Here is a 21,337-nt window from a genome sequence, read left to right as displayed (position 1 = left end):
CACCGGGCACAACCGTCTTCGCTATTTGAATAACGCCTCTAAACGCTGCAACACCAGCATCGCACTGTAGTAATCCAGGCGGAAGGTCTCCGTGCCGAGCGCCCAGACGCGTTTGTTTTGCACCGCCGGCAGATGGGCCAGCAGCGGGTTAGCGTAAATCGCATCCACATCTTTCTGGTCACCCGCAAACAGGAACAACCCTTGTCCGTTCAGACCCGTCGCCAGGTTTTCACCACCCAGCTGGATAATATCGTGGCGTTGGCCCTGGCTTTTGGACGTGTGTAGCCCGGCAGGCAGTTCAGCCAGCTGGAAGCCGAGCTGTTGCAGGAATTTCCCCTGCGCCGATTCGGTTGTCCACAGATTCGCGCTGTGCGCAGCGGCGGTGTAGACGATGGCGTTTACCGGCTGTGGCGGCAGCTTCATTTTCTGTTTCACCTGCGCCAGCTGCGTGTCGAATTCTGCGATGCGGGCGGCAGCCTGCTTTTCCTGCCCGGTGATCGTGCCGAGCTGCGTCAGCAGCTCCTGCCAGCTTTTATCGTCGTAGTTAATCACCAGTGTCGGCGCGATGGCGGAAAGCTGATCGTACAGCGCGAGGGCCGAATCGCCGCCGGTAGCGCTGATCAGGATCAGATCCGGCATTTGCGCGGCCACGGCTTCTGCGCTCGGTTCGCCGATATAGAGGCGGGAGAGTTTGCGTGCTTTGGCGATATCGCCCCACTGGCGCATAAAGCCCTGCGCATCCGCCACGCGGTTGTTCGGGGTGGTGGCACCGCTGGCAATGACCGGCGCGTCAATCGCCAACAGCGAGCCGGTGAGGGTCACGCTGGTGGAAACAATGCGGGTCGGTTTGCTTTCGAGGGTGAGCGTACCGTGGCTGTCGCTCACCTGACGCGGCCAGTCGGCGGCGGTGGCTGAGGTTAGTCCTAAAACAAAAAGTCCTGCGAAAAGCAGGGTTTGACGACAAACGGCAGGGAGTTTCACAAAGCGGCATCCTGTTTTTGTTGAGGTTAATGCTTCTCATTTTCATGAATGCGCCGAAGGGATGCAAGCGATAGTCGCACAAGATGCGCTGTCGGCGGTTGACACCGTCGCGCTCTGCTATTAGGTTAGCCATCGAAAATATAAATGATAATTATTCGTACTGCGTTTATCATTTTTAAGGAGGATGATATGGATACGTCATTGGCTGAGGAAGTTCAGCACACCGCGACCACGCTGCAATCAGACAGCTTTTTCTTTATGTCGCCTTATCGCAGTTTTACCACGTCAGGCTGTTTTGCCCGTTTTTCTGAATCCGCCGTTGGCGGCGACGATCCGGCAGGTGCCTTCCAGCAAAAGCTGGCGCAGGCGTTTCAGCATGCCAAAGACAGCGGAATAAGCCATCCGATTATGGTCGGCGCTATTCCGTTCGATACCCGCAAACCGTCGTCACTGTTTATTCCGCAAAACTGGCAGACCTTTTCCCGCCCGGCGCGACAAAAATCCGCGCGCTATCTCCCAGGGGCGCAGGAGCTGTCCGTCACCCGACGCACCGAAATTCCCCCTCAGCCCGTTTTCGAAGAGATGGTGGCCCGTGCCGCTGCGCTCACCGCTACGCCGCAGGTCAATAAAGTGGTGCTTTCGCGCCTGATTGATATCGCCGCTGACCAGAAGATTGACAGCGGGGCGCTGCTCGAGCGCCTGATCGCACAGAACCCGGCGAGTTTTAACTTCCACGTGCCGCTCGAAGACGGCGGCGTGCTGCTGGGCGCAAGCCCAGAGCTGCTGCTGCGCAAAGAGGGGGCGCATTTTAGCTCTCTGCCGCTGGCCGGTTCCGCGCGTCGTCAGCCGGACGACATGCTGGATCGCGAAGCCGGAAACAAGCTGCTGGCCTCAGAAAAAGATCGCCACGAGCATGACCTGGTCACGCAGGCGATGAAAACCGTGCTCGAAAAACGCAGCCATCATCTGACCATGCCCTCTTCGCCGCAGCTGGTGACGACGCCGACGCTCTGGCATCTGGCGACGCCGGTGGAGGGCGAAGCGCACGACAACGAAAATGCCCTGACGCTGGCCTGCCTGCTACACCCGACGCCCGCCCTGAGCGGTTTCCCGCATCAGGCGGCGAAACAGCTGATCGCGGAGCTGGAGCCGTTCGATCGCGAACTGTTTGGCGGCATCGTCGGCTGGTGCGACAGCGAAGGTAACGGCGAGTGGGTGGTGACGATCCGCTGCGCGCGCATTCATCAGAATTCTGTTCGCCTGTTCGCGGGCGCGGGCATTGTCCCGGCCTCTTCACCGGTCGGTGAGTGGCGCGAAACCGGGGTGAAACTCTCCACCATGCTGAACGTTTTTGGTCTGCACTGAGGAACCATCATGAGCATTCCCTTTACCCGCTGGCCCGAAGACTTTGCCCGGCGCTACCGCGAAAAAGGCTACTGGCAGGATCTGCCTCTGACCGATATTTTGACCCGCCACGCCGGGAGCGAGGCGACGGCGATTATTGACGGCGAGCGTCAGTACACTTATCGACAGTTCCATCAGGCCGTGAACAATCTTGCCTCCGCGTTGCAGGCGCAGGGCGTGAAACGCGGTGAAACGGCGCTGGTGCAGCTCGGCAATGTCGCCGAGTTTTACGTGACCTTCTTCGCGCTGCTGCAGGTGGGCGTTGCGCCCGTAAATGCCCTGTTCAGCCATCAGCGCAGCGAACTGAACGCCTACGCCGCGCAGATTGAACCGGTGCTGCTGATTGCCGATCGCCAGCACGCGCTGTTCGCGGGCGATGAATTCCTGAATACCTTTGTCGACCAGCACCGCTCCGTGCGCGTGGTGTTGCTGCGCGGCGATACGGGCGAACATGCGCTGGAAGCCGCGATTGCGCGCCCGGCCGATAACTTTATCGCCAGCCCAACTCCGGCCGACGAAGTGGCCTTTTTCCAGCTCTCCGGCGGCAGTACCGGCACGCCGAAGCTCATCCCGCGCACGCACAACGATTACTACTACAGCATTCGTCGCAGCAACGAGATTTGCGCCATCAACAGCCAGACGCGCTATCTGAACGCGCTGCCTGCCGCGCATAACTACGCCATGAGTTCCCCTGGTTCCCTTGGCGTGTTCCTCGCGGGTGGCTGCGTGGTGCTGGCCAACGATCCGAGCGCCACGCTCTGCTTCCCGCTGATCGAAAAACATCAGATTAACGTCACCTCGCTGGTGCCTCCAGCGGTCAGCCTGTGGCTGCAGGCGATTGCCGAAGGGGCGGGCAATGCACAGCTCGCCTCGCTGGCGCTGCTGCAGGTGGGCGGGGCGCGTTTGTCTGCGACCCTTGCCGCACGTATTCCGGCGGAGATTGGCTGCCAGCTGCAGCAGGTGTTTGGCATGGCGGAAGGGCTGGTGAACTACACGGCGCTCGACGATTCCCCGGAAAAAATCATGAACACCCAGGGCCGTCCGATGTGTCCGGACGATGAAGTGTGGGTGGCGGATGAACAGGGCAATCCTCTGCCAAGCGGCGAAGTGGGACGTCTGATGACGCGCGGGCCGTACACGTTCCGTGGCTATTTCAACAGCCCGGAGCACAACGCCAGCGCCTTTGACGCCGACGGTTTTTACTGCTCCGGCGATCTGATCGCCATCGATGAACAGGGTTACATCACCGTTCAGGGGCGCGAAAAAGATCAGATCAACCGCGGGGGCGAGAAGATTGCCGCCGAAGAGATCGAAAACCTGCTTCTGCGCCACGACGCGGTCATTCATGCGGCGCTCGTCAGCATGGAAGACAGCCTGCTCGGCGAGAAAAGCTGCGCGTATCTGGTGGTGAAAACCCCGCTGCGGGCGGTGGAGGTGCGGCGTTTCCTGCGTGAGCAGGGCGTGGCGGATTTCAAGCTGCCGGATCGTGTCGAAAGCGTGGATGCGCTGCCGCTGACGCCGGTAGGAAAAGTGGACAAGAAACAATTGCGCCTGTGGCTGGCCGAACGCGCCCAGGGCTGAGGAGTTAAAAATGGCAATTCCAAAATTAACCAGTTATGCGCTGCCAACGGCGGCCGATCTGCCAGACAACAAAGTGAGCTGGGCGTTTGAGCCGGAGCGCGCGGCGCTGCTGATCCACGATATGCAGGAATATTTCCTCAACTTCTGGGGCGATAACTGCCCGATGATGGAGCAAGTGGTGGCGAACATCGCCCAACTGCGCGATTACTGCAAAAAGCACAACATTCCGGTCTACTACACCGCGCAGCCGAAAGAGCAGAGCGATGAAGATCGCGCCCTGCTGAACGACATGTGGGGACCGGGCCTGACCCGTTCACCGGAGCAGCAGCGCATTGTCGCGGCGCTGACCCCGGACGAAGCCGATACGGTGCTGGTGAAATGGCGCTACAGCGCGTTCCACCGCTCGCCGCTGGAACAGATGCTCAAAGAGACGGGGCGCAATCAGCTGCTGATCACCGGTGTGTACGCGCACATCGGTTGTATGACGACCGCGACCGACGCTTTCATGCGCGATATCAAACCGTTCTTTATCGCGGATGCACTGGCCGATTTCAGCCGCGAAGAGCACCTGATGTCCCTCAAATACGTGGCGGGCCGAACCGGTCGCGTGGTGATGACTGACGAACTGCTGCCGTCCGTGCCGGCAAGCAAAGCGGCTCTGCGCGCCGTCGTGCTGCCGCTGCTGGATGAGTCCGACGAGCCGATGGATGACGAAAACCTGATCGATTACGGTCTGGACTCCGTGCGCATGATGGCTCTCGCGGCTCGCTGGCGCAAAGTGCATGGCGATATCGACTTCGTGATGCTGGCGAAAAACCCGACCATTGATGCCTGGTGGGCACTGCTTTCCCGCGAGGTGAAGTGATGGCCGGATTCGATTTTACCGGCAAAACCGTCTGGGTGACGGGGGCCGGAAAAGGCATCGGGTACGCCACCGCGCAGGCCTTTGTGGACGCGGGGGCGCGGGTGACGGGCTTTGATCTCGCATTCCCCGAGCAGGATTACCCGTTTGCCACTGAAGTGCTGAACGTGGCGGATGCCACCGAGGTGAACGAGGTTTGCGGGCGCGTGCTGGCGACCATCGATCGCCTCGACGTGCTGGTTAACGCGGCAGGGATTTTGCGCATGGGGGCGACGGATCAGCTCTCTCAGGACGACTGGCAGCAGACTTTTGCGGTTAACGTCGGTGGGGCGTTCAATCTTTTCCAGCAGACGATGGGCCAGTTCCGCCGTCAGCAGGGCGGGACAATTGTGACGGTCGCTTCTGACGCTGCGCATACGCCGCGGATCGGCATGAGCGTGTATGGCGCGTCGAAAGCGGCGCTGAAAAGCCTGGCCCTGACGGTCGGGCTGGAGCTGGCGGGCAGCGGCGTGCGCTGCAATATTGTCTCGCCTGGCTCGACGGATACGGACATGCAACGCACATTGTGGGTGAGTGACGACGCCGAGCAGCAGCGCATTCGTGGGTTTGGCGAGCAGTTTAAGCTTGGCATTCCGCTGGGTAAAATCGCGCGTCCCCATGAAATTGCCAACACCATTCTGTTCCTCGCCTCGGATCTGGCCAGCCACATCACGCTGCAGGATATCGTGGTGGACGGCGGTTCAACCCTGGGGGCGTAGATGATCTGGAAACGTCATTTGTCCCTCGAAGAGCTGAACGCCACCAGTCACAACACCATGGTGGCGCATCTCGGGATGGTTTACACGCGTATCGGTGACGACACGCTGGAAGCGGAAATGCCGGTCGATGCGCGAACGCATCAGCCGTTTGGTCTGCTGCACGGCGGGGCTTCGGCGGCGCTGGCGGAGACGCTCGGTTCAATGGCCGGTTTTCTGATGACCCGCGACGGGCAAAACGTGGTGGGTACAGAGCTGAACGCCACCCATCATCGCGCCGTGTCACAGGGCAAAGTGCGCGGTGTGTGTCAGCCGCTGCACCTCGGGCGTCAGAACCAAAGCTGGGAGATCGCGATCTTTGACGAGCAGGGGCGGCGCTGCTGTACCTGCCGGTTAAGTACGATGGTGCTCGGGTAATTTGGTTGCGTGGGATTGCCCGGTAAGCGCACTGCTACCGGGCAATCTTCGTCTTACAGCATTGAAATCACCCGCTTTAACAGGCGAATGCGTGGCTCAATCGAGGCTTTATCCAGCCACTCGGCAGGGCTATGGAAACCGGCACCGATCGGCCCGAAGCCGTCGAGAGTCGGAATGCCGAGTGCTGCCGTATGGTTGGCATCGCTGCCTCCGCCCACGGCCTGCCAGGTGATGTCGATACCTTCCTCTTTGCCAGCCTTTTCCACCTGCTGCATCAGCGCCTGAGTCGCTTCGCTGGCCGCCATCGCAGGCTTGTGATTAACGCGGGTAAGCGTGGTCGTCACTCCCTTCAGAAAACCGTTTTCGCACAGGGCGGTGAGCGCGCGATGCACACGGGTGTCTTCGTCATTTTCCCAGAAACGCACATCAAGCTCCGCAACGGCGCTCTCCGCCACCACGTTTGCCGCGCTTCCGCCGTTGATCACCCCGACGTTGAGGGTGGTGCCGCGATCCCAGTCTGCCAGGGCATTGATGGCGATAACGCTGTTAGCGAGGGCGGTGATCGCCGAACGGCCTTTCTCCGGATCGTTCCCCGCGTGCGCCGCCACGCCGCTAAACGTCAGATGATATCCGGCCATCCCTTTACGGGCTTTCACCAGTGAACCGTCGGCGCGGGCGGCTTCGCACACTAGCACGCAGCGGGCGCGTTTCGCCAGCCCGCCGATCCATTCGTGAGAGTAAACTGAGCCGGTCTCTTCGTCCGGATTCATCGCCACGGCAATAGAAAGGCGCGCTTTGTCGGCGGCATCCAGCTCGCGCACCGCCCACAGAATATTGAGTAACCCGCTTTTCATGTCCGAGACGCCCGGCCCGTACAGACGAGTATCATCCTCGCTCATCGGGCGCTCCGCGACGGTACCCGGCGCAAAGACCGTATCCAGATGGCCCACCAGCAGGACATCCAGCTTTTCTGCGTCGGGTTTATTGCAGACCAGCACGCCGGGGCCGACCTGCTCGCCAAGATTCACCCGCTCGGTGTGCCAGCCCTCCTGCTGCCACAGTGATTCCATAATGCCGGCAACGGTGGCAACGCCCGCCAGAGTCTGGGTCCCGCAGTCTACGTTCACCAGGGTTTTCAGTTCGTTGATGTAATGGTCAAGATTCATGGTTCCGTCCTGTTCAGAGAATAATGCGCATCAGCAGCATGGCTAAGAAGGCGTTGATGACCGAAATGGCAATCATCAGAGGAATACGTTTGGCGCGGGTTCCGATCACGCCAAGAATGCGGCCCAGATACTGGACCTGAGAACCCATCAGATAGATGGCCGGGGCGAGGATCGCCAGATGTTCGCCGCTCAGAATGCCTTTATCAAACAAGCCGATAGCGACACCAATACCGCCGCCCATCGACATCCAGCCGCCAATCAGCACTGCGGCCGCTTCACCCGGCAGGCCGAACAGCCCCATCAGCGGGGCGAAAATCATCCCCAGCCCTTTGAGTGCGCCGGTGATCTCCAGCGCTTTAATGATGATAAAAGCCATCACCACGTTCGGCAGGGTACTGCTGGTGGCGATGCTCCAGCCTTTACGCGCGCCCTCGACAAAAACATCGGTAATGACGGGATTGGATTGCGGTGCACTCATGAGGCTTCTCCTTCTGCCTGTTGGGCCACGGCGGCTTTGTTACCGGTGAGTAAGAGGATCAGGCGCAGGATGTTGGCGCCGACGATTTTCATGATGAACATCACGGCGACACAAGTGCCGATGGAGGTCGGGACGGCGGCGGTGCCGTCTATCGCGATCAGGGTGAATAAAATGGCGCCGGAGGAGAAGAAGTTAGTGATCATCGCCCCGGCCGAGAACTGGAACATCGCAAAGACGTCTTTCTCGTTTTCGCTGATTTGCCCTTCATCGGCGAGATTACGGGTGAGCGACGCGCCGACATCGGTACTTTGCAGGCTGCCGATCAGCGCCAGTCCGGTGGTGCCCGGAATGCCAATCAGCGGGCGCAGCAGAGGGGTCAGCAGTTTACGCGCCGCCCGCAGCGCGCCGTAATGTTCCAGCACGTTGATCATGCCGAGTGCGAACATCACCGCCGGAATCAGCCCCAGTGCAAACAGAAACCCGTCCATCGCGCCGCTGCCGCCGGTACCGCGAAAGGCGCTGGTCGCCGTGGTCAGGGTACCGTCTTCGAGGCTGGCTTTGCTGACCACTTTGCCGAAAGCCCCGTTGAGCGTGGTGAAATCAAACACGCCGTACCACTCTTTTCCCCCTAACAGGCCGGAGAAGAAAACGGCGGCGAAAGCCAGCGCAAAATAGGCGCCGGGCCCTACCTTATAGTCCTGAGGTATTGAACTTTTCATATCCTTTTCCTTGTTAACGTGCGAATACACAAGGGTATTTTGTTGATTATTTGCTCAGATAAGATGATTCAAATCATTTCGACAGGGAGCTTTGCCAGGAAAAAACCAAAAATGTGACGGGGGAGGAGAGAGGAAAACGTACGCGGAAGGCACGAAAGTGATCCGCTTAACACTGTGGCGTAAATATCTGGTTTGACCACACATTATTGCGTTTCAGAGTTGTTAAATTTTAAGCAGTGATCTAGAAACAAAATGTAACATCTCACTGTTTCACGCTAACGGACAACAACTATGAACAACTCAGGGAAATACCTCATCTGGGCAGTGCTCTCCGTTGTGGGCGCATTTGCTCTGGGCTATATCGCCCTCAACCGTGGTGAACAGATCAATGCGCTATGGATTGTCGTCGCTTCCGTCTGCATTTATCTGATCGCGTATCGTTTTTACGGGCGCTTTATTGCTGACAAAGTGTTGGCGGTAGATGGCACGCGCATGACACCTGCGGTTCGTCATAACGACGGGCTGGACTACGTCCCGACGGATAAAAAAGTGCTGTTCGGCCACCATTTTGCGGCGATTGCCGGGGCGGGGCCGCTCGTCGGGCCGGTGCTGGCGGCGCAGATGGGCTATCTCCCTGGGATGATCTGGATCCTCGCGGGCGTGGTGCTGGCCGGTGCGGTGCAGGATTTTATGGTGCTGTTCGTCTCGACCCGCCGCGATGGGCGCTCGCTCGGTGAGCTGGTGAGAGAGGAGATGGGCGCAACGGCCGGGGTGATCGCCCTGATCGCCACCTTTATGATCATGGTGATCATTCTGGCGGTGCTGGCGATGATCGTGGTGAAAGCCCTGACCCACAGCCCGTGGGGAACGTACACCGTAGCCTTTACCATCCCACTGGCGATTTTCATGGGGATCTACATTCGCTATATCCGCCCTGGGCGCATTGGTGAAGTGTCGGTGATTGGCCTGTTCTTCCTGGTCTTCGCGATTATCTCCGGCGGCTGGGTAGCGGAAAGCCCGACCTGGGCGCCGTACTTTGATTTTACTGGCGTGCAGCTGACCTGGATGCTGGTGGGCTACGGTTTTGTGGCGGCGGTTCTGCCGGTCTGGCTGCTGCTGGCCCCGCGCGATTACCTCTCCACCTTCCTCAAAATCGGTACGATCGTGGGGCTGGCGATCGGGATTCTGATCATGCGCCCGACCCTGACGATGCCGGCGCTGACCAAATTTATCGACGGCACCGGCCCGGTCTGGACCGGTAACCTGTTCCCGTTCCTGTTTATCACTATCGCCTGTGGTGCCGTCTCGGGCTTCCATGCCCTGATCGCATCTGGCACCACGCCGAAGATGCTGGCCAATGAAAATCAGGCCTGCCTGATTGGCTACGGCGGTATGCTGATGGAGTCCTTCGTCGCGATTATGGCGCTGGTCTCTGCCTGCATTATCGATCCGGGCGTGTACTTTGCGATGAACAGCCCGATGGCGGTGCTGGCGCCGGCCGGAACCGTTGACGTGGTAGCCTCTGCGGCGCAGGTGGTGAGCGGCTGGGGCTTTGCGATTACACCGGAAACCCTGACCCATATCGCTAACGAAGTGGGGGAACAATCGATTATCTCCCGTGCGGGTGGTGCGCCGACGCTGGCGGTGGGGATGGCCTATATTCTGCACGGCGCGCTCGGCGGATTGATGGATGTGTCGTTCTGGTATCACTTCGCCATTCTGTTCGAGGCGCTGTTTATTCTGACGGCGGTGGATGCGGGGACGCGCGCGGCGCGCTTTATGCTGCAGGATCTGCTGGGGGTGATTTCGCCGAACCTCAAACGCACGGATTCGCTGCCCGCCAACCTGCTGGCAACGGCGCTGTGCGTGCTGGCGTGGGGTTACTTCCTCCATCAGGGGGTCGTCGATCCGCTCGGCGGGATCAATACCCTGTGGCCGCTGTTCGGTATCGCTAACCAGATGCTGGCAGGCATGGCGCTGATGCTCTGCGCGGTGGTGCTGTTCAAAATGAAGCGTCAGCGTTACGCGTGGGTGGCGCTGCTGCCAACGGCGTGGCTGCTGATCTGTACGCTCACCGCAGGCTGGCAGAAAGCGTTTAGCCCGGACAACAAAGTCGGTTTCCTCGCGATCGCCAATAAATTCCAGGCGATGATCGACAGCGGCAAGATCCCGGCGCAGTACACGGAGTCGCAGCTGTCACAGCTGGTGTTTAACAATCGTCTGGATGCCGGGCTGACAATCTTCTTTATGGTGGTGGTTGTTGTGCTGGCGTTGTACTCTCTGAAGACCGCGCTGGCGGCACTGAAAGAAGACAAGCCGACCGCGAAAGAGACGCCATACGAGCCGATGCCAGAAAATCTGGATGAGATTGTGGTTCAGGCAAAAGGGGCACATTAATCATCATGCCGGGTGGGGCTTGCGCTCACCCGGCCTGCTATTTTCACCACTCCGGGAACCGAATCATGTTCGATACCTTATCCAAAGCAGGGAAATACCTCGGCCAGGCGGCCAAAATGATGATCGGCGTGCCAGACTATGACAATTATGTCGAGCATATGCGGGTTACGCATCCGGACCAGACGCCAATGACCTACGAGGAATTTTTCCGCGATCGTCAGGACGCCCGTTACGGCAGCAAAGGCGGGGCGAAATGCTGTTAACCCTCTTTCGGGTGATACAGACTGATCTGCTCCTGCGTGCAGCCGTAAATGGCCGCAAGTTTTTCACGCGTGCGCTTTTGCGGGCGTGAGTCGAGCGCCTCGAGCTGTGAAACGGCAGACTGACTGATGCCCAGTTTGTCGGCAACGTCCTGTTGAGATAAGCCGCGCAAAATACGCCATGCAGCCTGCAGACTGACATTTTCTTTATGCATCACGTCGCAGACATCACCCGGTAGCTCGACATCATCATAGGTATCGTGCTCACACTCGATATCTTCCAGATCGCTATCCCTCTCGTCATCGTTTTCCGACAGCTGTAAACACATGCGCGAATATTCATGCCAGGGGATCACCACAAACTGCGTTGTTCCTTCATCATCCTGAATTAGCTGAACAGCCATAGGGCACAATCTCCTCATGCAGATAAGTGGTTGAGGTTCTGCGTTTAACGGATATGACCAGGCACTCGTCATACGCATCACCTCTTATGGTGAAAACAATCCTGTAATTGCCCACTCTCAGGCGGTAGTGATTTTCCGGAATCGTTAATTTTCTGATGTCCGGAGGGGGAGCCGATCGATCATTGAATTCAGAGAACTTATGAAGAATGCGTTTCTTCGCATGAGGTTCAATCCTGGCGAGCTCTCTTTCTGCGTTTTTTGACCAACAAATCGATTTGAATCTACGCACTTTACACCCACAGTTTTTATAAGGAAATAATAAGACTATTAGACAATTTCCGAATTTCTTTTGGGCACTGTAAGGCACAGAATTTGCTGGTGAAAGAGGCAAAATAGAAGGCTGCGAGACCCCTCGCAAGCGCCTCCGTCAGGCGACAGAGGCGTGCAAAAAACCTGGAATCAGGGCGGCAAAAAAGTCTCAGGCATTGAGGCCGCCATCCACATCCAGACCGGTGCCGGAGATTTGCCCTGCCGCCGGGCTTGCCAGGAAGGTGACCGCCGCCGCGATATCTTCCGGCTGGCCGTAATGACCGATGGCGATCAGCTGGCGCTGGGAGTCGGCCTGCTCGCCATCTTCCGGATTCATATCGCTGTTGGTAGGGCCGGGATGGACCAGATTAACGGTGATGCCGCGCGGTCCCAGATCGCGGGCCAGACCTCGGGTCAGGGAGTTAAGCGCCGATTTCGTCATGGAATAGACCGCAATACCCGGCTGGGCGACGCGGTTGGCGAGACAACTGCCGATATTGATGATGCGCCCGCCGTCAGACAGATGGACCAGCGCGGCCTGGGTGGCGATCACCACGCCGCGAATGTTGACGTTGATAAGGGCATCAATGTCCGCCAGCGTCATGGACTCCAGCGGACCGCCGCGCGCAATCCCGGCGTTATTGACCAGAATATCCAGCCCACCGAGCGTGCGTGCCGCCTGCGTAACGGCATCCTGAATGGCCTCTGCGCTGGCGCTGTCTGCCTGAATGGCCTCGCTGTTGCGCCCCAGCGCCGCTATCTCTGCGGCGACGGCCTGGGCTTTATCGGCGGATTTTTCATACGTAATAACCACGTCGGCCCCGGCCTGAGCCAGGGATAGCGCGATGGCACGGCCCAAACCACGACTGGCGCCAGTAACCAGCGCCTTCTTACCCGTTAAATCGATCTGCATGATGACCTCGTTGCGAGAGTGGTGAGAATCATCATTAGGTATAGACGGTCGAAGCGATTAGCGGCTGAGGTTTTCCACCTTCACCAATGCGGCGTAAAGCGACTCGGGCGTAAGCGTCACCGGCAGAGAGTGAATCGACTCCACCGGGCGCAGCGTATGGGCGATCACCTTATCCAGTTCAGCGCGGTTGTTAATATCCACCTCCAGTTCGCGAAGGGTCGTTGGCAGATGAAAACGCTGATACGACGCAATTAACTGCGCGAGCACATCGTCCTGACCGAGCAGGGCGCTCTGCACCAGAATGCCGTAGGCCACTTTGGTGCCGTGGAGGAATTTTTCGGTCTGCGGCAGAACCGTTAAACCGTTATGCACCGCATGTGCAGCCGCCACGCGAGTATAGCGCTCGCCCAGCCCGCCAACCATCCCGCCACCGGCGATAATGGCGTCGACCACATCGCGAAACGCCTGGGTTTGTTCGCCGCGCGCCTGATCGGCCAGCGCCTGCTCGCTGCTCTCCAGCAGCACGTCGCGGATCGCCAGCGCGCCGTTAATGCCAAGCCGCACTGTCAGAGGCAGCGCTTCCGGTTTCGGTGCCAGCACCACCGCTTCGTACCATTTCGCCAGCGTATCACCGATACCCGCCAGCAGGTATTCCGCCGGGGCGTTGAGGATAATCTGTGGCTCGACCAGCACCAGGAAGTTGGCGTCATCGAAAATCTCAAACTGAAGCGCCTGACCGGCGTCGTTGTACCACACGGACAGCGGCGTCCAGGCCGCGCAGGTGGCGGCGATAGTCGGAATGCCGACGAACGGCGCACCCAGACGACGCGCCACGGCTTTGACCGTGTCTATCACTGCGCCGCCGCCCACGCCGATCACCACGCTGACGTCATCGCCCGCGTCATTCACCAGATGGGTGACATCTCGCTCGCTGCAGTGGCCTTTAAACAGCAGATGCTTCGCGCCAGCGGCGTGGAAGCTGTCAGGCAGGAACGGACGGGCACCTTCGATGGCGCGTTCACCGTAAATCCACACCGCGCGGGACAGCTGTTCCGGGGTGAAGAAATCGCTCAGGCGCGCGAGGCTGCCGTTGTGGGAGAAGTAGTTTGCCGGGCCGGGTACGACGCGAATATCAGTGTGACTCATGAGGGTGTCCTTTTTGCGAAGCGCTAACCCGATGTTATGTCTGGACATCCGGATGGCTAATAATATTTAGCTTTATCTTATGCCTTTTCTATCATTGCCAGTCAACCCGAGCTGTGAAAAATTCCATAAATCAAAATATTAAATAAGAAGGAATGACAGCGGATGGGTTCCAGTCGCCTTGAGATGCGTGGTATCAGCCTGGCCTTTTCCGGCTTTCAGGCGCTATCGCGCGTGGATTTCACCCTAACGGGCGGCTCTGTCCATGCGCTGACGGGGGCCAACGGGGCGGGAAAATCGACGCTGATGGCGGTGCTCTGCGGCACGCATGACCACTACGAGGGCGAAATCAGCATTAACAATCAGCCGGTGGCCATTCGTGAACCGCTGGACGCCAAACGGCTGGGCATTCACCTGGTGCAGCAGGAGGTGGATGTGGCGCTGATCCCGGGCCTGAGTATCGCCGAAAACATTATGCTCGATAATCTGGCGCAGCCGGGTCATCGCTATCGCTGGCGCGCGATTCGCGAGCAGGCGCAGCAGGCCCTGGCGCAGCTGGATATCTCCCTTAATGTCCGTCGTTCCATCGATAGCTGCACCCTCGCCGAAAAGCAGCAAATTCTGCTGGCGCGGGCGTTGTCGCATCACTGCCGTTTTCTGATTCTGGATGAGCCGACCGCACCGCTGGACACGCACGAAAGCGAGCGCCTGTTCGCGGTGGTCCGACGCCTGCAACAGCAGGGGATCGGCGTGGTGTTTATCTCCCATCGCATTCATGAGCTGAAAGCCATTTGCGACACCTTAACGGTGCTGCGCGACGGCAAGCTGATTGAGTCCGGGCCGATGGCGTCACTCTCCGGCGAAGATATCGTCGAGAAGATGCTCGGCCATGAGCTGAGCGACATCTATCCGCCTGCGCGACCGCCGCACAGTGACGAAACTTTGTTGCGCGTGGAAGGGCTGCACGACGAAGCGCTGCTGAAAGATATCTCCCTGCACCTGCGCAAGGGCGAAATTCTTGGCATTGCCGGGCTTGCCGGGGCGGGTAAAACCGAGCTGTGCAAAGCGCTGTTTGGCGCCTCGAAAAGCCGTGTCGATCGCGCAGAGCTGAACCATCAGCCGTGGCAGCCGCGCGATCCGGCGGATTCTGTACTGCGCGGGCTGGCGCTGGTGCCGGAAGAGCGGCGCAAAGAGGGCATTTTTATCGACGAGCCGGTGAGCATGAATCTGGCCGTTAGCGCAGATCACAGCTTCTCGCGCTGGAGCCTGTTTGGACATCGTCAGGCGTGGCGCTGGGCTGAGGAGGTGATCGCCCGCGTCGGTATTCGTGCGCGGGGGCCGGGGCAGGTTTTACGTCGTCTGTCAGGCGGCAATCAGCAGAAAGTGGCGATTGGCAAATGGCTGCGCGGCAACGCCAGCGTACTGATTTTTGACGAGCCGACCAAAGGCGTGGACGTGAAGGCCAAAACCGATCTGTTCCAGCTGATTGATGGCCTGGCGCGCGAAGGCAAAGGGGTGATTTATGCCTCCGGCGAATTCGCCGAGCTGGTGGGATTGTGCGATCGCATCTGCGTGCTGTGGGACGGGCGTATCGTGGCGGAAGTCGCCGGGGCACAGGCCCGCGAAGAGACATTACTTTATTATTCAACCGGAGGTACGGCGTCGTGAGCAAGGCCCTTTCAGTGAATGCGACGGCGTCGGGCCGTCAGCAGTTTTTCGATTTTCTCTACAAATGGGGCATGTTGCTGACCGTTGTCGCGCTGGTGGCGATTTTTGGCATCGCATCGGACAACTTCCTCGATCCTTTTAACATCATCAATATTTTACGCTCCATCGCCATCGTGACGGTGATTGCCATCGGGGTGTCGATCTCCCTGACTGTCGGCGGGTTTGATCTCTCCGTAGGCTCGACGGCGTCGCTGGCCAATGCGCTGGTGATTTCACTCTTCGTCTGGCACGGCTTCGGCACCACCGAATCGATTCTGATCACCCTGGCGCTCTGTACGCTGGTCGGGCTGTTTAACGCCTTCCTGATTGTCATCCTGCGGATTCCGGACATGCTGGCGACCCTCGCCAGTCTGTTTGTGATTCAGGGCGTGGCGATGACCTACAGCTACGGCGGATCGATTACCGAAAACATGGTACTGCCGAGCGGCGACATGGCTGAAGGGACCATTCCGGCGGCGTTCGGGCTGCTCGGTCAGGTGCCGACCATTGTGATCATCATGCTGGTGGTGACGGTGCTGGCGCAACTGGGTCTCTCCCTGACCACCCACGGACGACGCATGTACGCCATCGGCGGAAACCCGGAAGCGGCGCGCCTGTCTGGAATTCGCACCACGCGCTACAAAGTGGCGGCGTATGTGATTGCCTCTCTGCTGGCCGGTTTAGGCGGCATTTTGCTGGCGTCACGCATTGGATCTTCTCAGGTCAATGCGGGCGGCGGTTATCTGATGGACGCGGTAGCCGCGGCGTGGATTGGCTTCTCGCTGGCGGGTTCCGGCAAACCTAACGCGCTGGGAACTCTGGTGGGGGCGGTGATTTTAGGCGTGCTGTCGAACGGGCTGGTGATGCTCTCGGTTCCGTATTACGCCATGGACATTATAAAAGGGCTGGTGCTGGCAGTGGCACTGGCGATTACCTACATACAAAAACGTTAACAACACAATGGGATAACAGAATGAAAAAAATAGCACTCTCTTTGGTGGCGCTGGGGTTACTGACCGCGTTACCGGGTTACGCGGCCACCCCAGCACCCGTTCCGGCGGCGATTGCCAATCATGACGGCCCGATTCGTATCGCGGTGATCCGCAACCTTGGCTCCGACGACAACACCACGCAGTTTGTCTCGGGCGCGATTCAGGAAGGGAAAAAGCTCGGCTTTAAAGTCAGCACCTTTTTAAGCAACGGCGATGACGCCAAATTCCAGGATTTCGTCAACCAGGCCATCAGCCAGAAATATGACGGGATTATTCTCTCCCAGGGCCGCGATCCTTACTCCACGGCGCTGGTGAAAAAGGCCGTGGATGCCGGGATCAAAGTGGCGGTGTTTGATACGGCCGTCAACGGTGAGATTCCGGGCGTGACCGTCACTCAGCAGGATGATGCCTCCCTGACGAATCTCTCCTTCGGCCAGTTGGCGAAAGATTTCAACGGCAAAGCCAATATTATCAAGCTGTGGGTCGCGGGTTTCCCGCCGATGGAGCGCCGTCAGGCGGCGTACCAGGCGCTGCAAAAAGAGTATCCGGGCATCAAAGAGCTGGAGTCGATTGGTGCGGTGTCCTCTGACGTGCAGGGCGATACGGCGAACAAAGTGGGCGCGGTGCTGGCGAAGTACCCGAAAGGCCAAATCGATGCGATCTGGGGAACCTGGGATGCCTTCAGCCAGGGCGCTTACAAAGCGCTGAAAGAGAATGGCCGCACCGAGATCAAACTCTACAGCATCGATATTTCGAACCAGGATTTGCAGCTGATGCGTGAATCCGGCAGCCCGTGGAAAGTGAGCGTGGCGGTTGACCCGAAACTGATTGGCGCCACAAACGTGCGCTTGATCGCCAATAAAATCGCAGGTGAAACCACGCCAGCGACCTACGACTTTAAAGCGGCGGCAATTCCGCAGGCGCTGCTGGCGGCCCAGCCGGGTGCGGTCAATGTGGCATCACTCGGAAAAATCATTCCGGGCTGGGGCCAGACCGAAGATTTCGTCGCGCCGTGGTTTGCGACCCTGGAAGCGAAGAGCAAATAATATTGCCCGGTGGCGCTGCGCTAACCGGGCCTACGTTCTGTAGGCCGGAGAAGGCGTAGCCGCCATCCGGCAAAAGGAACGGATATGTCCTCTCAATTACCTACACCGGAATACAGCCGCAATATGCGGCTCATCGGTCACAGCGATCAGGGCGGTCGCCCGGACGGCGTTCAGCTGATGGTCCATCGCGGCTTTGCCTACATCGGGCATATGGTGTCGCAGGGCTTTTCCATCGTCGACGTACGTGACCCGAAAAATCCCAAAGCGGCGGGCTACGTGGCTGCGCCGCCCGGCACCTGGAATGTGCATCTCCAGGCCCATGACGATCTGTTACTGGTCATCAACGCCCGCGATCTGTTTGCCGACGCCCGTTTTGCCGATGAAAAGGTCTACTACACCCGCCAGGTAGGGCACACCGTCAGCGACGTGCAGGACAAAGGCTGGAGCGCAGGGCTGCGAATTTTTGATATCTCCACGCCGGACAAACCGCGTGAAATCAGCTTCTTGTCACTCGACGGGATCGGCATTCATCGCATCTGGTACGTCGGCGGGCGCTGGGCGTATGTCTCGGCGCTGATTGACGGCTTTACCGACTACATTTTCCTGACTATCGATCTTGCCGATCCGCGCAAACCGGAAGTGGCAGGCCGCTGGTGGCTGCCGGGGATGAATCAGGCGGCAGGCGAACAACCGGGCTGGCCGGAGGGCAAACGCTACGCGCTGCATCATGCGATCATCGCAGGCGATACCGCCTACGGCAGCTGGCGCGACGGCGGGCTGACCCTGCTGGATGTGAAGGACAGAACCCAGCCGAAGCTGATTAGCCATCGCAACTGGAGCCCGCCGTTTGGCGGTGGTACGCATACCGCGCTGCCGCTGCCCGACCGGGACCTGCTGGTGGTGCTGGACGAAGCGGTGCTCGATAACCAGGAGGACGGTGAAAAGTTGATCTGGCTGTTTGATATCCGCGAGCCGTCGAACCCGGTCAGTATCTCGACCTTCCCGCAGCCGGAAGAGACAGATTACGTGGCGAAAGGGGCGCACTTCGGGCCGCACAATCTGCATGAAAACCGACCCGGGAGTTTTATCAGTTCGACGCTGATATTCGCCACCTACCAGAATGCAGGCGTGCGCGCGTACGACATTTCGAATCCGTACCGCCCGGTGGAAACCGGCGCGCTGGTTCCGGCTGCGCCGGAGAAGATGATGGACACGCGCCCTCATCGCCCGCAGGTGATTCAGTCATGCGACGTGTTTGTGGATGCGCAGGGGATTATCTACAGCACGGATTACAACGGCGGGCTGTCGGTGATTGAGTATCTGGGATAAGTGTGACAGGCCGGGCAGGCGACATCGCCACCCGGCAAGAGTTACGGAATCAGCTGTACTGGCGAACACGCGCCACGAGTTCTTCGGCGCTGTCGATTCGGTCGGCAATCACAATCAATGCTCTGCCGAGCGTAATGGCGTGGCGCAGGCACTCGTGGCGCATTGCTTCGTCCGCAATGGTGTCGATATCCGCCACGTGCGACAGCCCAACGCTTCGGCGAATCAGCTCGGTGCCGCAAAAACCGATGGCATCGGTCCAGACCTTTTTCAGAAATTCTGACGCATAGCCCGGCACGCTCAGGGCCGCATCGCGGGTTTTTTCACGCGCCAGGGCCTGGAAACGTTCCGCGAAGGTGTTCCACAGCTCCTGAATATCCGTCAGGCGCTGCTCGCGGGCGGCAGCGGCATCGCGAATACCCAGATGGCCCGGCAGACCGCAGAAGTTCAGCAGCAGATTGCCGATGGCGGTGCCGATATCGAAACCGATCGGCCCGTAATAGCCGAACTCGGCGTCAATCGCCTTCAGGCTGCCCTCTGCGACAAAAATCGAGCCGCTGTGAATATCGCCGTGCAGCAGCGCTTCGGCCTGCGAGAAGAAACGGTGCTTGAGCGAGGCGACGGCAATTTTCAGCCGATCGTCACTGCGCAGGGCGGCCACGTCCGCTTCCAGCGCCGCCGGATAGTTATTGCGCTCGTGGATCTGGTACGGATCGTTAAAGAACAGATCCTCGGTGATCTCACACATTTCCGGGTTGATGTACTTCGCCACCTGCGCCTTTTTGACGTGCGGATGGAGGTAAAAATCGCTGGTGTGGAACAGGGTGTGAGCGAGATATTCCCCCAGTTGGCGCGAAGCCTGCGGGTACCAGACGCCGTTAATCAGCTCGCCGCGCCAGATTTTATGACTGGAGAGATCTTCCATCACCATCACCGCCAGCTCCGGATCGTAATGGTGGATTTTGACCGTGTGCTGCGGGCTGTGCTGGTAGTGCTCGACCAGGGTTTGCGCTTCGAGGCGGGCGCGATCCAGCGTCAGTGGCCAGGACTCACCCACGCAGCGCACGTAAGGCAGCGCCTGCTTGACGATGATACGGCTGACGCCGTCGGCATCGAAAATTTTAAATACCAGATTGAGGTTGCCGTCGCCCACTTCCTGCGCCTCCATCAGCGATGATGGGTCATCAAGGCCGCCGAACTGCTTTGCATATTCCACGGCATCCTGGGCGGTAAAGGTACGGTATTGCGACATTGCCTGTTCCTCATCAGTTCTGGTAATAAAGACATTTAGACGTCTATACATCTGAATTTTATCCTGACACAATGTGATACAACAACGCAACAGAGAATTAACGACATGCAGACATTACAGACGACAAGCCTGCGGGTGGCGGGTAATCAGCTATTTATTCTCGACCAACAGGCGCTTCCGCAGGAGAAACGCTGGCTGGATGCCTCTACGGTAGAGGCGCTGGTCGGCCACATTCACGCGCTCAGAGTGCGCGGCGCACCGCTGATTGGGCTGTCTGCGAGCCTTTTGCTGGCGCTGCTGGCCGAGGCAGGGAAAAGCCGCGACGAGCTGGCACTGGCCCTCGACACCCTGCGGGCGTCACGCCCAACGGCCGTGAACCTGATGAACAATCTCGATCGCATGAAGCAGGCGCTGTGGCAGGAGGATTTTGTCCCTGCGCTGAGCGCTGAGGCCCTGCGGCTGATCGATGAGGATAAGCAGCTTTGCGACGCCATCGCCCGCGCCGGAAGCGAACTGGTGAAGCCTGGAAGCCGTCTGCTGACCCATTGCAATACCGGTGGGCTGGCGACTGCGGGCGTCGGTACGGCACTGGGCGTGATTGCGGTTGCCCATCAGCAGGGAAAAATCGCTAATGTCTGGGTGGATGAAACGCGCCCGCTGTTGCAGGGAGGCAGACTCACCGCCTGGGAACTGGGCGAGCTGGGCGTGCCGTATCAGCTGATCACCGACTCCATGGCCGCCAGCCTGATGGCGAAAGGGCTGGTGGACGCAGTGTGGGTCGGGGCGGATCGCATTGCCGCCAACGGCGATGTGGCGAACAAAATCGGCACTTACTCACTGGCGGTACTGGCGAAATTCCACGGCATTCCCTTTTATGTCGCAGCACCGCAAACCACGCTGGACCCGAACTGTCCGAACGGCGATGCCATCCCTATCGAGCAGCGCGCGGCCAGCGAAGTAACGGGTGTTGCCGGCAGTTTTGGCGCGGTGCAGTGGGCACCGGAAGAGGCAAAAGTCTACAACCCGGCGTTTGACGTAACGCCTGCGGCGCTGATCAGCGGGTGGGTGCTGGATACGGGCGTAGTGTGGCCGGAAGCGGTGGCAAAAGGGGAATTCGCCTGAGAGCGGTTATCCTTTAGGGCATCCCCTTGGGAGGAAAGAAACGTGACCCGTGATCCTGCTTTAACGCTCGAATGCATGAAGGATGGGGCATCGTGCTGGAGCG

Annotated in this window: 21 protein-coding genes; 12 read left to right on the top strand and 9 right to left on the bottom strand. The window is 59.1% G+C overall.

The features are described from left to right. Positions 1-21 precede the first annotated feature (21 nt). Positions 22-981: a Fe2+-enterobactin ABC transporter substrate-binding protein gene (fepB, locus tag F153LOC_RS05465; protein ID WP_102104210.1), complete on the bottom strand. Its 960-nt coding sequence runs from the start codon at positions 979-981 to the stop codon at positions 22-24. Between the two features lie 189 nt (positions 982-1,170). On the opposite strand from fepB, the gene entC reads away from it, so the two are divergent. The 5 genes from entC to entH are packed head-to-tail and all read left to right on the top strand — an operon-like array spanning position 1,171 to position 6,000. Next, on the top strand, positions 1,171-2,346 hold the full coding sequence (gene entC, locus F153LOC_RS05460; RefSeq protein WP_102104209.1) for an isochorismate synthase EntC: 1,176 nt from the start codon (positions 1,171-1,173) through the stop codon (positions 2,344-2,346). 9 nt (positions 2,347-2,355) lie between these two features. Beyond that, entirely contained in the window at positions 2,356-3,966 is a 1,611-nt protein-coding gene (entE, locus tag F153LOC_RS05455; RefSeq protein ID WP_102104208.1) for a (2,3-dihydroxybenzoyl)adenylate synthase EntE, read from the top strand. A gap of 10 nt (positions 3,967-3,976) precedes the next feature. Beyond that, entirely contained in the window at positions 3,977-4,831 is an 855-nt protein-coding gene (locus F153LOC_RS05450; protein ID WP_102104207.1) for an isochorismatase, read from the top strand. Continuing rightward, positions 4,831-5,586 (top strand): 2,3-dihydro-2,3-dihydroxybenzoate dehydrogenase EntA, encoded by a 756-nt coding sequence (entA, locus tag F153LOC_RS05445; RefSeq protein ID WP_102104206.1) that lies wholly within the window; start codon positions 4,831-4,833, stop codon positions 5,584-5,586. Before F153LOC_RS05450 ends, entA begins: the two co-directional genes overlap by 1 nt. Next, the gene (gene entH / locus F153LOC_RS05440) at positions 5,587-6,000 is read left to right on the top strand and encodes a proofreading thioesterase EntH (protein WP_100777268.1); all 414 of its coding nucleotides are present in this window, start codon (positions 5,587-5,589) and stop codon (positions 5,998-6,000) included. A gap of 53 nt (positions 6,001-6,053) precedes the next feature. On the opposite strand, the gene F153LOC_RS05435 is transcribed toward entH, so the two are convergent. Genes F153LOC_RS05435 through F153LOC_RS05425 form a run of 3 tightly spaced genes read right to left on the bottom strand, consistent with a single transcriptional unit; the run spans position 6,054 to position 8,363 of the window. Continuing rightward, on the bottom strand, positions 6,054-7,166 hold the full coding sequence (locus tag F153LOC_RS05435) for a M20 family metallopeptidase (protein WP_102104205.1): 1,113 nt from the start codon (positions 7,164-7,166) through the stop codon (positions 6,054-6,056). A gap of 13 nt (positions 7,167-7,179) precedes the next feature. Further along, positions 7,180-7,644 (bottom strand): YjiG family protein, encoded by a 465-nt coding sequence (locus F153LOC_RS05430; RefSeq protein WP_100777266.1) that lies wholly within the window; start codon positions 7,642-7,644, stop codon positions 7,180-7,182. Beyond that, a complete protein-coding gene (locus F153LOC_RS05425) occupies positions 7,641-8,363 on the bottom strand; it encodes a nucleoside recognition domain-containing protein (RefSeq protein ID WP_100777265.1) in 723 nt (240 codons plus the stop codon). Before F153LOC_RS05425 ends, F153LOC_RS05430 begins: the two co-directional genes overlap by 4 nt. Positions 8,364-8,654: 291 nt before the next feature. Between F153LOC_RS05425 and cstA the strand changes: the two genes are divergently transcribed. Next, on the top strand, positions 8,655-10,760 hold the full coding sequence (cstA, locus tag F153LOC_RS05420) for a pyruvate/proton symporter CstA (RefSeq protein WP_102104204.1): 2,106 nt from the start codon (positions 8,655-8,657) through the stop codon (positions 10,758-10,760). Positions 10,761-10,825: 65 nt separating this feature from the next. Next, the gene (locus F153LOC_RS05415) at positions 10,826-11,023 is read left to right on the top strand and encodes a YbdD/YjiX family protein (RefSeq protein WP_100777263.1); all 198 of its coding nucleotides are present in this window, start codon (positions 10,826-10,828) and stop codon (positions 11,021-11,023) included. On the opposite strand, the gene F153LOC_RS05410 is transcribed toward F153LOC_RS05415, so the two are convergent. From F153LOC_RS05410 to F153LOC_RS05395, 4 genes are all read right to left on the bottom strand, one after another. Further along, positions 11,020-11,424, bottom strand: a complete 405-nt coding sequence (locus F153LOC_RS05410; protein ID WP_102104203.1) for a helix-turn-helix domain-containing protein — start codon at positions 11,422-11,424, stop codon at positions 11,020-11,022. The two genes, F153LOC_RS05415 and F153LOC_RS05410, sit on opposite strands and share 4 nt — an antisense overlap. Continuing rightward, positions 11,399-11,713, bottom strand: a complete 315-nt coding sequence (locus F153LOC_RS05405; protein WP_314523198.1) for a type II toxin-antitoxin system RelE/ParE family toxin — start codon at positions 11,711-11,713, stop codon at positions 11,399-11,401. Before F153LOC_RS05405 ends, F153LOC_RS05410 begins: the two co-directional genes overlap by 26 nt. Before the next feature lie 189 nt (positions 11,714-11,902). Next, positions 11,903-12,646, bottom strand: coding sequence for an SDR family NAD(P)-dependent oxidoreductase (locus tag F153LOC_RS05400; protein ID WP_100777261.1), 744 nt, complete (start codon positions 12,644-12,646; stop codon positions 11,903-11,905). Positions 12,647-12,703: 57 nt separating this feature from the next. Next, on the bottom strand, positions 12,704-13,792 hold the full coding sequence (locus F153LOC_RS05395) for an oxidoreductase (protein ID WP_102104202.1): 1,089 nt from the start codon (positions 13,790-13,792) through the stop codon (positions 12,704-12,706). Positions 13,793-13,954: 162 nt separating this feature from the next. Here F153LOC_RS05395 and F153LOC_RS05390 point away from each other — a divergent pair, with 162 nt between their 5' ends. The 4 genes from F153LOC_RS05390 (at position 13,955) to F153LOC_RS05375 (ending at position 18,863) form a co-directional block, all read left to right on the top strand. Next, complete coding sequence (locus F153LOC_RS05390) at positions 13,955-15,457, top strand: sugar ABC transporter ATP-binding protein (RefSeq protein WP_102104201.1); 1,503 nt, start codon at positions 13,955-13,957, stop codon at positions 15,455-15,457. Next, entirely contained in the window at positions 15,454-16,449 is a 996-nt protein-coding gene (locus F153LOC_RS05385; RefSeq protein WP_102104200.1) for an ABC transporter permease, read from the top strand. Before F153LOC_RS05390 ends, F153LOC_RS05385 begins: the two co-directional genes overlap by 4 nt. A gap of 20 nt (positions 16,450-16,469) precedes the next feature. Continuing rightward, the gene (locus F153LOC_RS05380) at positions 16,470-17,534 is read left to right on the top strand and encodes a sugar ABC transporter substrate-binding protein (protein ID WP_100777257.1); all 1,065 of its coding nucleotides are present in this window, start codon (positions 16,470-16,472) and stop codon (positions 17,532-17,534) included. Positions 17,535-17,618: 84 nt separating this feature from the next. Then, the gene (locus F153LOC_RS05375) at positions 17,619-18,863 is read left to right on the top strand and encodes an LVIVD repeat-containing protein (protein WP_102104199.1); all 1,245 of its coding nucleotides are present in this window, start codon (positions 17,619-17,621) and stop codon (positions 18,861-18,863) included. Positions 18,864-18,912: 49 nt separating this feature from the next. On the opposite strand, the gene mtnK is transcribed toward F153LOC_RS05375, so the two are convergent. Next, positions 18,913-20,112 carry an S-methyl-5-thioribose kinase gene (gene mtnK / locus F153LOC_RS05370; RefSeq protein ID WP_102104198.1) on the bottom strand — a complete coding sequence of 400 codons (1,200 nt, stop codon included), beginning with the start codon at positions 20,110-20,112 and terminating at the stop codon, positions 18,913-18,915. A gap of 105 nt (positions 20,113-20,217) precedes the next feature. On the opposite strand from mtnK, the gene mtnA reads away from it, so the two are divergent. After that, the gene (gene mtnA, locus F153LOC_RS05365; RefSeq protein WP_100777254.1) at positions 20,218-21,234 is read left to right on the top strand and encodes an S-methyl-5-thioribose-1-phosphate isomerase; all 1,017 of its coding nucleotides are present in this window, start codon (positions 20,218-20,220) and stop codon (positions 21,232-21,234) included. Positions 21,235-21,337 lie beyond the last annotated feature (103 nt).

The organism is Lelliottia sp. F153, from assembly GCF_002870005.1.
Classification (GTDB): Bacteria; Pseudomonadota; Gammaproteobacteria; order Enterobacterales; family Enterobacteriaceae; genus Enterobacter; species Enterobacter nimipressuralis.
This window is presented reverse-complemented; position numbering and strand designations above follow the sequence as displayed.